Genomic DNA, 12,790 nt, shown 5'->3' with positions numbered 1-12,790 from the left:
GCGGTGCTCCGGCCTCAGCGCTTGCGGCCGCCGACGAGCAGCAGCACCACGCCGAGGGCGATGGCGCCGCCGCCGGCCCAGGGCGGAATGGTGACGGTTTCCTTGTCCTGCACCTTCAGTTCCAGCGGGCCGGCCTTGAGTGCCGTCTTTTCCTGCGTGTAGCTGAAGCTGCCAAATGCGAGCGCGAGGCCGCCGGCGATGACGAGGAGGATGGCGATCAAGCGCAGCAGGATCATGGTCGGGGCCCGGAGGTGGCGGTTGGCGCCTGAGGATGCGTCGCCGCGCGACGGCCGTGCAACACGACGGCGATGCCGGCGAGGATCGCGGCGCCGGCAACCAGTCGCGTCGCGTCGAGCGATTCGCCGAGCAGCAGCACGCCGGCGAGGGCCGCGAGCGGCGGCACCGCCAGCTGGAGGCTGGCGGCACGCAGCGCGCCGAGCTGCGGCAGCACGCGATACCACAGCACGTAGCCGAGGCCCGAGGCGAGCGCGCCGGAGGCTACGGCACCCACGAGGCCGCGCGTGTCCACGGCGAGGCCGTCGAGATGCAGCAGGAGGAGCGCCAGCGCGAAGGGCAGGCTGCGGACGAAGTTGCGGGCGGTGTCGGCCACCGGATCGGTGCTGCCGCGGCCCCACAGCGAATACAGGCCCCAGGCCACGCCCGCCGCGATCATCCACAGCGCGGCGCCGAGCGGCGGCGCGGCGGCGCCCGGCAGCAGCAACGCGACGAGGCCGAGCGCGGCCACGGCGAAGCCGGCCCATTGCGCGGACGCCAGTCGCTCGCCCTGCCAAAGTCCGATGAGGAGCATCGTGGCCTGCACGGCGCCGAAGAGCAGCAGCGCGCCGGTGGCCGCGCCGACATCGACATAGGCCAGCGAGAAGCCCGCCGCGTAGGCGAACAGCGCGAACGCGCTGCGCCAGCCGCCGCGTCCTGCAGTGCTGGCCTCACGGCCTGACGCCTCGTGACGTTGCTGCCGCACGGCCATCAGGCCGGCCAGGACCATCGCGCCTGCGCCGAGGCGGATCGCGGTGAAGCTCGCCGCATCGGTGCCGCCCTCGGCCAGCGCGAACCGGCACAGCAGCGAGTTCGCCGCGAAAGCCAGCAGCGCCAGCGCCGTCGTCGCGGCCAGCGCCGTGCGCGGCATCATCCCGCGCGGCCGAAGATGGCTTCCGCGCGATTGAACAGGATCCAGCTCGTGGCGATGTACTTGTCGCCGCCCACCGGGCGGTTGCCGCGGTGCGTGTGCGTGAACGCGGTCGGTGCGATCAGCACGCTGCCGGTCTTCGGCACCACCTTGCGGCGCTGGTACAGGAACTCCGTCTCGCCCTCGTCGAACGCATCGTTGAGGTAGATGGTCCACAGCAGGGTGCGGTGCAGCGTCTCGGCGTTCGCGTCGCGCGGGTAGAGCTCGCAGTGCCAGTAGGGGTAACCGCCCTCGCCGGCGGTGTAGCGCTGCAGGTTGATGCTGCCCGGGCGCAACAGCTGCTGCACCAGGCCGAGCAGGCTGTTGTCGTCCATGGCGGCGAGATCCTCGGCACCCAGCCGGCGCGCCGGGCCGCCATCGGCGGGCCGGTGCTCGAGCATCAGCGGCGCGACGATCGTGTGCGGGTAGGTGCGCAGGTACGCCATCAGCGCTTTCAGCACCGCGCCCATCAGCGTCGCGCTCACGTCGTTCCAATCGGCGCGGCCGGTGATCTCGAGATCGCGGCTCTTCTTCATGTCCGGGAAGACGCCGCCGCCCACGCGGCCGTCGACGTGGTTGGCCGCGTCGAAGCGACGGCAGAGCGCCGCGCACCAGGCCGGGTCGATCAGGCCCTCGTAGACCTCGATGAAGTCGGGGTGTGCGCTCTCCATCGCTCAGCCCTCGCGCACGTAGCGCTCGTATTCCGCCACTTCGTTCTTCGAGCCGAGGATCACCGGCACGCGCTGGTGCAGGCCCGTCGGCGTCACTTCGAGCATGCGCTGCGTGCCGGTGGTGGCCGCGCCGCCGGCCTGCTCGACGAGGAAGGCCATGGGGTTCGCTTCGTACATCAGGCGCAGGCGCCCGCCCTTGTCGCGGCACTTCGCGTCCACGGGGTACATGAAGGTGCCGCCGCGGGTCATGATGCGGTGCACGTCGGCCACCATCGAGGCCACCCAGCGCGTGTTGAAGTCCTTGCCGCGCGGGCCGGTTTTTCCTGCGAGAAGATCATCCACGTACCGCTTCACCGGCGCGTCCCAATGGCGCGCATTGCTGGCGTTGATCGCGTACTCCTGCGTGTCGGCCGGGATGCGGATGTCGCGCTGGGTGAGGATGAAGCTGCCGGTCTCGCGATCCAGCGTGAAAGCGTGCGTGCCGTGGCCGACGGTCAGCACCAGCACGGTGCAGGGGCCGTACACCGTGTAGCCCGCGCACACCTGCTCGGTGCCCGGCTGCAGGAAGTGCTCGGTCTGCGGTTCGGTGATGCCGTCCGGGCAGCGCAGCACGGAGAAGATGGTGCCCACGCTCACGTTCACGTCGATGTTCGAGCTGCCGTCGAGCGGATCGAACAGCAGCAGGAAGTTGCCCTTCGGGTAGGCGTCCGGGATCGGGTGCGGGTCGTCCATCTCCTCCGAGGCGATGCCGGCGAGATGGCCGCCCCAGGCGTTCGCCTCGAGCAGGATCTCGTTGCTGAGCACGTCGAGCTTCTTCTGCGCTTCGCCCTGCACGTTGCCGGTGCCGGCATCGCCCAGCACGCCGCCGAGCGCGCCCTTGCTGATGGCGTAGCTGATCGACTTGCAGGCGCGCGACACCACTTCGATGAGCAGGCGCAGCTCCGGGTTGATCTGCCCGGCGCGTTCGGCCTCGATCAGGAAGCGGGTGAGGGGGGTGCGGCTCGACATCGCGACGGCTCCAGGGCGGGAAGCGCGCATTCTACCGACCCCTCCGAGGGGACCGACCGACCACCCCGACTCTGGCGGTGCCATCATCGCGGCATGACACTCGATCCGACCTACGCCGGCTACCTCAGCGCCCTCGGCCTCGGCCTGTTGATCGGCGTGGTGCGCGAGCGCCAGCGCGACCATGGCGGCCACACCCCGGCGGGCATGCGCACCCACACCATCGCGGCGCTTGCCGGCGCCGTGGCCTGGACCCTCGGCTTGCCGGTGTTCCTCGTCGTGCTCGGTGCCATCGGCCTGTTGGCCTACGGCAGCTATCGCCTCACCGATGCCTCCGATCCCGGCCAGACCGGCGAAGTGGCCTTGCTGACGACCGTTCTCCTGGGCGCCCTCGCCCAGCAGTCGCCGGGGCTGGCGTCCTCGCTGGCCGTCCTCGTCGCCCTGCTGCTGCAAGCGCGGGAGCGCCTGCATCGCCTCGGGCGCGACCTGATCAGCGAGCGGGAAGTGCGCGACGGCCTGCTGCTGCTGGCCGCAGCGCTGCTGGTCTTGCCGCTCCTGCCGGACGAATCGATCGGCCCCGGCGGTGCGCTGAACCCGCAGAAGCTGTGGCGCCTCGTCGTTCTGGTGATGGCCGTCAGCGCCCTCGGCCACGTCGCCCTGCGTGTCGTCGGCAGCGGCCGTGGCCTCGCCATCGCGGGCTTCTTTGCAGGCTTCGTGTCCTCGACGGCGGCGATCGCTGGTTTCGGCCAGCGCGTGCGCGTGACGCCGGGCCTGCTGCGCCCGAGCGTGGGTGCGGCCATGTTCGCGGCGCTGGCCTCGCTGCTGCTGATGTTCCCGGTGCTGGCCACGGTGTCGGCCACGCTGCTCAAGGCGGTGATGCCGACGCTGCTGGGTTTCGGACTCGTCCTCGCCATCGGCGGCGCCTTGGGCCTGCGTGGCGGCTCCGGCGACGAGCCGGCGCCCACGCAGGAGTCGCGGATGTTCCGCTTCACGCACGCGCTCTACTTCGCAGGGTTCATGGCGGGCGTGCTGGTTGTTTCGGCGTTGCTGCGCCAGGTCTTCGGCGAGGCGGGTGCGCTGGCCACGGCCTTTCTCGCCGCGATCGCCGAAGTGCACGCGGCCGTCGCCTCGATCGGCCAGATGGTGGGCCAGGGCCTGATGGGGGTCGAGACCGCCCGCCACGCGATCCTCGCGGTGCTCGCCGCCAGTGTGATCGCCCGCGGCGCCGTCGCTTGGGTGTCGGGCGGCGCGGCCTACGGCCTGCGCGTCAGCGCGGGCCTGCTGGCCGCCTGGGTCGCCGCGGCCCTCGCCACCGTGCTGCTGCCGGCCGGGCTGTGAGCTGCGCCTGCGGCAGCGGCCGGGTCGCCACCGACTGCTGCGGGCGCTGGCACGCCGACGCACCGGCACCCACGGCCGAAGCGCTGATGCGCTCGCGCTACAGCGCCTACGTGCGTGGGGATGTCGCCTACCTGCTCGCCACCTGGCATGCGGACACGCGCCCCGACGCGGCCTCGCTCGCCCCCGATCCCGCCACGCGCTGGCTGGGCCTCGAGGTGAAGCGCGCGGTCGAGGACGGCGACACCGCCGTCGTCGAGTTCGTCGCCCGCTTCAAGGTGGGCGGACAGCCCGCCGTGCGCCTGCACGAAACCAGCCGCTTCGTGCGTGAGGACGGGTGCTGGTTCTACGTGGACGGCGCGTTTTCCTGAGCCGCCGACGTCGTCGCGCCGACGTCGGCGGAGGCCTCGGCAAAATCCCCCGCCACGGCCTTGTACAGCGCGGCGAGTGCCGTGGTGCGGGACGTCTGCGCCTGCACTGAGGCGTCCTCGAGGTCGATGCGGGTCTGCTCGGTCTGCAGCAGGGTGAGCGCGTCGTCGGCACCGGCCTCGAAGCGCAGGCGCGACAGTCGCGAAGCTTCACTGGCGGCCTCCGCGGCGTTGCCCAGTTCGATCGCCGCGCGGTTGCTGGCGCGGTAGCCGGCGAGCGCGTTCTCGGTTTCCTCCAGCGCGCGAAGCACCGTCTCGCGGTAGGCCGCCACGCTGCCGTCGGCGCGCGCTTCTGCGGCCTTGACGTTCTGGCGCACGCGACCGAAATCGAGGAAACGCCACGTCAGGCTCGGCCCCCACTGCCAGCGCTGCGCGCCGGAGTCCCCGAGCACATTGGCGACCTGGCCGGTCCAACCGAACGCACCGTCGAGGAACAGCTTCGGGAAGTACTGTGCGATTTCCTCGCCCACGTCGTTGCGCGCCGCGGCGAGGCGGCGTTCGGCGGCGATGATGTCGGGACGACGCTGCAGCCAGGCCTCCGGCGTGCCGGCGGTGACGAGGGTTGGCAGTTCGGGGAAGGTGCTGGCTTCACCCACCTGCTCGCGCAGGGCCGCCACCGGCTGGGCGGTGAGCACGGCGAGGCGCTGCTCCTGTGCCACCAATTCGGCTTCGCGCTGCGGCAGGTTGGCCGCGAGGCTGCTGCGCTGCGCCCGGGCGCGGGCGAAATCGACGCCGTTCTGCCGGCCGTTGTCGTACAGCAGCTCGATCACGCCGAGCACCTCGTCGGCCGCCGCGAGGTTCTCCTTCGCGAGGGCGAGGCGACGCTGCGCGCCGCGCAGGGCGAAGTAGGTCTGCGCCGTCTCGGCCACCATGCTGATGCGCACGCTGCGCAGCTCGGCCGCGTTTGCGGCGGTGCGCGTGTGGATCGCGCGGCTGCGGTTGCGCAGGCTGCCGAACAGGTCGAGCTCCCACGTGGCATCAAAACCCGCGCGGTAGGTCTCGATCGTGCCGAGGCCGGGCGGCACGAAGGGGTCCTGGTTGCTGGCGCGGCTGCGACCGGCGTCGGTGGCGGCGGTGACGGTCGGGAACAGCGAATAGCGCGTGAGCCCGGAGAGCGCGCGGGTTTCGGCCAGACGCGCCTCGGCCTGCGCGATCGTGGTGTTCGCGACCAGCGTGCGTTCGATCAGCCGCGCCAAGGCGGGATCGTCGAAGGCCTGCCACACCGCGGTGCCGGGAGCGGCGGCGGTCTGTTCGCTGCTGGCCTGGTCGAACTCGTTCGGCAGGCTGACATCCGGCCGCGTGTGCGGCGGGCCGACGGTGCAGCCGGCGAGCAGGGCGACGGTGACGGCCAGCGCGAGGCCTCGTGCGTGCAACTTAGGCATGGGAGGACTCCTCGAGCTGTGCGACGGCGCGACGCGCCTTGCGGTTCTCCACCATGCGGCGGATCACCACGTAGAACACCGGGGTGAAGAACAGGCCGAAGAAGGTCACGCCGAGCATGCCGAAGAACACGGTCACGCCCATCACGTGGCGCACCTCGGCGCCGGCACCGCCCGCGAACACCAGCGGCAGCACGCCGGCGATGAAGGCGAAGCTGGTCATCAGGATCGGGCGCAAGCGCAGGCGGCAGGCCTCGACGGCGGCTTCGACGATGCCACGGCCTTGCTGTTCGAGCTCCCGCGCGAACTCCACGATCAGGATGGCGTTCTTGCAGGCCAGGCCCATCAGCACCACGAGGCCGATCTGGGTGAACACATTCATGTCGATGATGGTCGGCGGTGCCGCCGTCATCGGGTTGATCGCTCCCGTCACGATCTGCGCCACGAACCACAGGCCGTTGATCTGGTTCAGCACCCAGATGCCGGCCAGCGCCGAAAGCAGGCAGAGCGGCACGATCAGGATCACCGCCAGCGGCAGCGACCAGCTCTCGTAAAGCGCCGCCAGCACGAGGTACACCAGCAGCACGCAGAGCGGGAACACGAGGAACTGGGCGATGCCCTGGTTCACCTGCTGGTAGGTGAGGCCGGTGAACTCCAGCGCCATGCCGCGCGGCAGCACCTGCCCGGCGGTATCGCGGGCGATGCGGACGGCGTCCGTGCTGCTCACCGAGGCGGGATCGAAGGGGCTGGCACTGACGTCCGCCGCGGGATAGCCGTTGTAGCGCACCACCGGATCGGGGCCGAAGCTCGGCACCAGTTCGACCACGCTGCCGAGCGGAACCATCTCGCCCTGCGCGTTGCGCACCTGCAGGCGGGCGACATCGCCGACCTCGTCGCGGAACGGCGCATCCGCCTGCGCGTACACCGAGTAGGTGCGGCCGAACAGGTTGAAGTCGTTGACGTAGGCGCTGCCGAGGTAGACCTGCAGCGAGTCGTAGACGTCGGTCAGGGCGAGGCCGGATTCCTTGACCTTGTCGCGGTCGACCACGGCATCAAGCTGCGGCACGTTGGCCTGGAAGGACGAGAACGAGGAGCCGGGTCCGAAGCCGGGCTGCTGGCTGATCGTGCCGGTCAGGGCCTGCGTCGCGGCGTTGAGTTCGCCGTAGCCGACGCGCTGGCGGTCCTGCACATAGGCTTCGACGCCGGCGGCGTTGCCGTAGCCGTTCACCGGCGGCGGCATGAAGGCGAAGGCCATGCCGTCCTGGATGGCGCCGAACTTGCCCGTCAGCTCGCCGGCGATCGCAGCAGCCGGCTTGGGCAGGTCGTCCGGCGGATCGAGGCCGATGAACATCACGCCGACGTTCGGGGTGCTGACGAAGTGGATGGCGTTGAGGCCGGGGAACTGCACGACGTCCTTCACGCCCGGCGTGGCCAAGGCGATGTCGCCCATGCGCTTCATCGCCGCTTCGGTGCGTTCGAGCGTGGCGCCTTCCGGCAGCTGCACGCCGGCGAACAGGTACTGCTTGTCCTGCGTCGGGATGAAGCCCCCCGGGATCTGCGTGAACCCGAGCACGGTCACGCCGACCAGGCCCGCGTACAGCACCAGCAGGCGCGTCGAGCGGCGGATGGTGCCGCCGATGCGGCCGGCGTAGCGGTCCGAGCTGCGCTTGAAGCGGGCGTTGAACCAGCCGAAGAAGCGTCCCGCCACGCGGTCGATGCCGCGTGCGAGAGCGTCCTTCGGCGCGCCGTGCGGCTTCAGCAGCACCGCGGCCAGCGCCGGGCTGAGGGTGAGCGAGTTGAAGGCCGAGATCAGCACCGAGGCGGCGATGGTCACCGCGAACTGGCGGTAGAACTGGCCGGTCACGCCGTCGATGAAGGCGATCGGCACGAACACCGCCGCCAGCACCAGCGAGATCGCGACGATGGGCCCGGAGACTTCGCTCATCGCTTTGTGCGCCGCATCGAGCGGGGTGAGTCCGTCCTCGATGTGGCGCTCGACGTTCTCCACCACGACGATGGCGTCGTCGACGACGATGCCGATGGCCAGCACCAGGCCGAACAGGGTCAGCACGTTGATGGAATAGCCGAGCAGGAGCAGCACCGCGAAGGTGCCGACGATCGAGACCGGCACGGCCAGCAGGGGGATGATCGAGGCGCGCCAGGTCTGCAGGAACACCACCACGACGAGGACGACGAGCAGCACCGCCTCGAGCAGGGTGCTCACCACCGAGTCGACCGAGGCCCGCACGAATACGGTCGGGTCGTAGGCGATCGCGTAGTCGACGCCTTCCGGGAAGTCCTTCTTCAGTTCAGCCATCCGTGCGCGCACGGCGTCGGAGAGCGCGATGGAGTTCGCGCCCGGCGCCTCGAAGATCACGATGGCTGCGGCTTCCTCGTTGTTGAGGTAGCTGTTGAGCGCATAGGTGTTCGAGCCGAGTTCGACGCGGGCGACGTCACGCAGGCGCGTCACGGCGCCGCCGGCGCCGGTCTTCAGCACGATGGCGCCGAACTCCTCGGGCGTCTCCAGGCGGCCGCGGGCGTTCACCAGCAGCTGCACCGAGGCGCCGGTGGGCTGCGGCGAAGCGCCGATGGCGCCGGCCGAGACCTGAACGTTCTGTTCGCGGATCGCGCCGACGATGTCGAGCGCCGTCAGCCCGCGGGCGGCCGCCTGGTCGGGGTCGATCCACACGCGCATCGCGTAGACGCCGGCGCCGAAGGCCTGCGCGTTGCCGACGCCGGACAAGCGGGCGAGCTCGTCCTTGACGTTGAGGTTGGCGAAGTTCGACAGGTACAGGCCGTCGTAGCGGCCGTCAGGCGAGGTCAGGTGCACGACCATCGTGATGTTCGGCGACACCTTGGCGGTGGTGACGCCGAGCGCGCGCACCGAATCGGGCAGGCGCGGCAGGGCCTGCGCCACGCGGTTCTGCACCTGCACGGCGGCGAGGTCGACGTCGGTGCCGAGGCCGAAGGTGATCGACAGGACGAGGGTGCCGTCCGAGGACGCCGCCGACTTCATGTAGATCATGTTCTCGACGCCGTTGATCGTTTCCTCCAACGGCGCAGCGACCGTATCGGCGATCGTCTTCGGGTTGGCGCCCGGGTAGATCGCGGTGACCTGGATGGTCGGCGGCGCGACTTCCGGGTACTCGGTGATCGGCAGGTTGGGGATGGCGATCAGGCCGGCGACGAAGACGACGATCGAGAGGACCGCCGCGAGGATCGGGCGGTCGACGAAGACGCGTGAAAGATCGGTGTGTCCGGAGGCCATGGCTCAGCCCTCGGCCGTGTCGTCGGCGGTGGTCGCGCCACCGGCGGCATCGGCCGGGCCCGGCGCGGCGACCACGGTGTTCGGCGCGTCCATCGGCACTTCCACCGGTGCGATCGCGGCGCCCGGGTAGAAGATCTTGCGCATGCCGTTCACCACCACCTTGTCGTCGGCGTCGAGGCCCTTCTCGACGACCACGAGGCCGTCGATCGTCGGGCCCAGCTCGACGTCCTTGCGCACGGCGCCGAGGTGCGGCTCGCCGGTGCCGCCCATCTCGGGCGGCAGGGTCACCATGTCCGCCACGTAGACGTAGCGGCGGTCCTGGTCGGTGAGCACGGCCTGCGGGTGCACCAGCAGCGCATCGCGCTGGCCAGAGCCGAGCAGCTGCACGCGCGCGAACAGGCCGGGGGTGAACACGCCGTCCGGGTTCGGCAGTTCGGCGCGGGCGAAGATGGTGCCGGTGGCCGGATCGACGACGTTGTCGACGAAGACCATGCGGCCGGTGTGCGGGAAGCCCTGCTCGTTGGCGAGGCCGACGCGCACCGGGTTGGCGGCGTTGCGCGAGCTCGGACGGCTGCCGTCGCGCGCCATCTCCTGGTAGCGCAGGTAGGCACGCTCGTCGCCCTGGAAGCTCACGTACACCGGGTCGAGCGACACCACCGTGGTGAGCACGGGCTCGCCCGGCGCCACGAGGTTGCCGGTGCGCATCCGCGCCACGCCGACGCGGCCGGCGATCGGCGCGGTGACGCGGGTGAACGACAGGTTCAACTCGGCGGTCTCGAGACGGGCCTGTGCGGCGAGCAGGTCGGCGTCGGCCTGCTTCGCTTCGTTCTGGCGGCTTTCGAGCTCGCCGGCGCTCACGGCCTTGGCGGCGATGAGCGTCTCGCTGCGCTTCAGTTCGGTCGCAGCGAGGGCGCGACGTGCTTCGGCGCGGGCCACGTCGGCGCGGGCGCTGGCGACGGCGGCGCGGTACTCGCGGTCGTCGATGGTGAACAACAGGTCGCCCTTCGCCACGAGGCCACCCTCGTCGAAGTGCACGCCGACGACGGTGCCGCCGACGCGCGGGCGGATTTCGGCGCTTTCGATGGCTTCGATGCGGCCGGTGAACTCATCCCACTGCGCGACCGACTTCGCCACCACGGGCGCGACGTTCACTTCGGTGGGTGGCATCTGCATGCCACCGCCGCCGCCGCCGCAGGCGGCGAGGGCGAGGGCCAGGGCGCTCGCGAGGGCGAGGCGTGCCGCGAGGGCGGGACGGGGGGCGAAGCCGGCGTGGGGTGTCGGGGCCATGGTTCAGGTTCCGGAAGAGGAATTCGGGGATTCGGGTGGGGGCGGGGCGTCGGCGGCGAAGGCGCGCACCTTGGCTTCGATCAGGGCGGCGAGCCGGGGGCGCGCGGCCGGCGGTAGCGGGCTGACGTTGAACAGCTGGTTCCAGAACAGGCCGTCAGCGGCGAGCAGCAGCAGGTAGCGCTCGAGGTCGGCGTCGTCCCAGCGCCAATCGGCGAATTCCTCGGCGAGGTGGGTGCGGACGGGGTCGAGCAGCTGCGGGTCGACCATTGCGGCGCTGATCATTCCGGTGACGAAGCGCTTGTGGGCGTCGTCGTCGTCGGCCAGCGAGGACCGCACGTGGCCGATCATCCGGCAGGCCTTCGGGCAAGGCATGCCGGCGTCGCCGCCCAGCTGCTCGGAGGCCGCGTTCCAGTCGGCGATGTCGGCTTCGATCAGGGCCTTGAGCAGGTCTTCCTTGGTCCGGAAGTGGTAGGTGATGCCGCCGCGGGTCACGCCGGACTCTTCGGCCAGCGTTTCGAAGGTGAGGTGGCCGGCGCCGCGGGTTTCGACGATCCGGCGGGCGGCGTCGAGCACTTTCTGGCGGGCTTTGGGCGGGCGAGTCATAGGGGCGCAACTTTACAGGACGTTTTGTACAGAAATAAGTCCAGACGCTGTTCCGGCTATGGAACGCTGTTGCGACGGATTCGCAACGCCGGCGCCCCCGGCTCAGGCCGGCGCGATGGCGATATCGACGAGGTGCACGCGGTGCCGGCTGCCTTCGGGCCGCGGTTCGGCCCGGTAGCGGCCTCCGGCGGCCAGCGTGCGGTCGCGGATGGCTTCGATGCCGAGGCCCTGCGCCGATGCGCCCGGCGGGTGGTCGAGATCGAGCTGGAGGTCGATGTCGAGGCTGCCGGCGTTGGCGGTGGCCACGAGGTGGATCCGGCATTGCCGCGCCCCGTGGGCCAAGCCGTGCTCCAGGCCGGCCTGCGCGATCCGGTAGGCGACGCCTTTCCAGCGTTCGGGCAGGCGTTGCACCGGCCCGTCGAGCTGCACCGACCAGGCGGCGCCCTGTTCCTGCGCCCATTCCCACAGCGGCCCGTGGGCCAGGAGGGCATGGAGGTCACCGCGGGCCAGCGAGGGCGGCTGGAGCCGGCGCAGGGCTCGTTCGAGGCCGTCCTGCACCTGCCAGGTGTGGCCGCGCAGCGATTCCAGCATGCGCGCGTCGCGCTCGTCGCCGCTGCCGCGCCAGGCCATCGCCAGCAGGGTCCGGAGCTCCTGCAGGGGCGGCGCCACTTGCTGGTGCAGCGATTCGGCGACGTGGCGTTGGCCGTCGTCCTCGAGCGCTACGATCCGCCCGGCGAGTTCACGCTGCTCCAGCAGGGCGAGCCGCAGCGCCGCATGCTGGGCTTCCACCGTCTCGCGCTGCTCGCGCAGCTGCGTGGCCGCGGCGCCCAGCAGCAGCGCGGCGCCCCCGATCACCGCCGTCATGACCTGCAGGCGCATCGGATCCGGCCGATCGCTGAAGCCCAGGGCCAGCAAGCCACCGAGCCCGGCCAGCGACCAGGCCGCACCGCGCCAGCCGTGCCGGAACGCCAGGACCACGGCCGGCAGGAACACGATCAGCAGCAGGTGCTCGTCGAGCGCGGGCTTCTGCCGGGCCAGGCTCATCACGCCCAGCGTCACCGCGAAGGCCAGGGCACCCTCGAAGCCCCACCGCCGCGAGCGCCAGAGGCCGGTCGGGTCGGCCCGCAAGGTCAGCGCGGCCGGCACCACGACCAGCAGGCCGAAGAGGTCGCCGAACCCGAAGGCGAGCAGGGCGTCGAAGCCGCCACCCTGCAGGGCCAGCAAGGGCGCGACGCCGAAGGTGCAGAGGGCACAAGCGGCCAGCAACCGTGCCATCCCGCCTGGCGTGTCCGGGGCGGCGGGTTCGCCGGGGCCCCGCAGCGCGCGGATCATCGCGGCGTAGACGAGCACCGGGGCCAGCGCCAGCAGCCAGGCCTCCAGGGCGAACAACGGACCATCCCCCAGGAAATGCCGGGCCAGCACCCCCCCGGCGGCATCCACCGCCATCAGGGCCGGCCAGTAGCGCAACGGCAGGAACCACAGCAGCAGGAAGCGCAGGGCCACCGGCCAGAAGGCCAGCGGCGTCGAGAGCGTCTCCAGAAGCATCCAGGCGGGTGCATAGGCGAGCAGGAGCAGCGCGGCCGCCCAGGGCACCGGGCCGTCCGCGCGCGACGTCACGCCGCCACCCCACG

General features: G+C 71.2%; 11 protein-coding genes. 2 read left to right on the top strand and 9 right to left on the bottom strand.

The features are described 5' to 3' along the window. Positions 1-14: 14 nt before the first annotated feature. The 4 genes from O9255_RS03795 to O9255_RS03780 are packed head-to-tail and all read right to left on the bottom strand — an operon-like array spanning position 15 to position 2,862. Positions 15-236, bottom strand: a complete 222-nt coding sequence (locus tag O9255_RS03795; protein WP_297865504.1) for a hypothetical protein — start codon at positions 234-236, stop codon at positions 15-17. Beyond that, positions 233-1,147: a DMT family transporter gene (locus O9255_RS03790; protein WP_297865503.1), complete on the bottom strand. Its 915-nt coding sequence runs from the start codon at positions 1,145-1,147 to the stop codon at positions 233-235. Before O9255_RS03790 ends, O9255_RS03795 begins: the two co-directional genes overlap by 4 nt. After that, complete coding sequence (locus tag O9255_RS03785; RefSeq protein ID WP_297865502.1) at positions 1,144-1,854, bottom strand: 2OG-Fe(II) oxygenase; 711 nt, start codon at positions 1,852-1,854, stop codon at positions 1,144-1,146. The genes O9255_RS03790 and O9255_RS03785 overlap by 4 nt, the downstream gene beginning before the upstream one ends. A 3-nt stretch (positions 1,855-1,857) precedes the next feature. After that, positions 1,858-2,862: a class 1 fructose-bisphosphatase gene (locus O9255_RS03780; protein WP_297865501.1), complete on the bottom strand. Its 1,005-nt coding sequence runs from the start codon at positions 2,860-2,862 to the stop codon at positions 1,858-1,860. Between the two features lie 93 nt (positions 2,863-2,955). Here O9255_RS03780 and O9255_RS03775 point away from each other — a divergent pair, with 93 nt between their 5' ends. Then, the gene (locus O9255_RS03775) at positions 2,956-4,197 is read left to right on the top strand and encodes an MgtC/SapB family protein (RefSeq protein WP_297865500.1); all 1,242 of its coding nucleotides are present in this window, start codon (positions 2,956-2,958) and stop codon (positions 4,195-4,197) included. Continuing rightward, positions 4,194-4,565: a YchJ family protein gene (locus tag O9255_RS03770; RefSeq protein ID WP_297865499.1), complete on the top strand. Its 372-nt coding sequence runs from the start codon at positions 4,194-4,196 to the stop codon at positions 4,563-4,565. Before O9255_RS03775 ends, O9255_RS03770 begins: the two co-directional genes overlap by 4 nt. Here the strand turns inward: O9255_RS03770 and O9255_RS03765 are convergent. The 5 genes from O9255_RS03765 to O9255_RS03745 form a co-directional block, all read right to left on the bottom strand. After that, the gene (locus O9255_RS03765) at positions 4,541-6,004 is read right to left on the bottom strand and encodes a TolC family protein (protein ID WP_297865498.1); all 1,464 of its coding nucleotides are present in this window, start codon (positions 6,002-6,004) and stop codon (positions 4,541-4,543) included. The genes O9255_RS03770 and O9255_RS03765 overlap by 25 nt on opposite strands. Beyond that, positions 5,997-9,269, bottom strand: coding sequence for a multidrug efflux RND transporter permease subunit (locus O9255_RS03760; RefSeq protein WP_297865497.1), 3,273 nt, complete (start codon positions 9,267-9,269; stop codon positions 5,997-5,999). Before O9255_RS03760 ends, O9255_RS03765 begins: the two co-directional genes overlap by 8 nt. Before the next feature lie 3 nt (positions 9,270-9,272). Beyond that, the gene (locus O9255_RS03755) at positions 9,273-10,556 is read right to left on the bottom strand and encodes an efflux RND transporter periplasmic adaptor subunit (RefSeq protein ID WP_297865496.1); all 1,284 of its coding nucleotides are present in this window, start codon (positions 10,554-10,556) and stop codon (positions 9,273-9,275) included. Positions 10,557-10,559: 3 nt separating this feature from the next. After that, positions 10,560-11,159 carry a TetR/AcrR family transcriptional regulator gene (locus O9255_RS03750; RefSeq protein ID WP_297865495.1) on the bottom strand — a complete coding sequence of 200 codons (600 nt, stop codon included), beginning with the start codon at positions 11,157-11,159 and terminating at the stop codon, positions 10,560-10,562. Positions 11,160-11,261: 102 nt separating this feature from the next. Continuing rightward, entirely contained in the window at positions 11,262-12,776 is a 1,515-nt protein-coding gene (locus O9255_RS03745; RefSeq protein WP_297865494.1) for a hypothetical protein, read from the bottom strand. Between the last annotated feature and the right edge of the window lie 14 nt (positions 12,777-12,790).

Source organism: Silanimonas sp. (genome assembly GCF_027530345.1).
In the GTDB taxonomy this organism is placed as follows: Bacteria; Pseudomonadota; Gammaproteobacteria; order Xanthomonadales; family Xanthomonadaceae; genus Silanimonas.
Note: the sequence above shows the minus strand (reverse complement) of the source record. Positions and strands in the feature narration are given on the sequence as shown.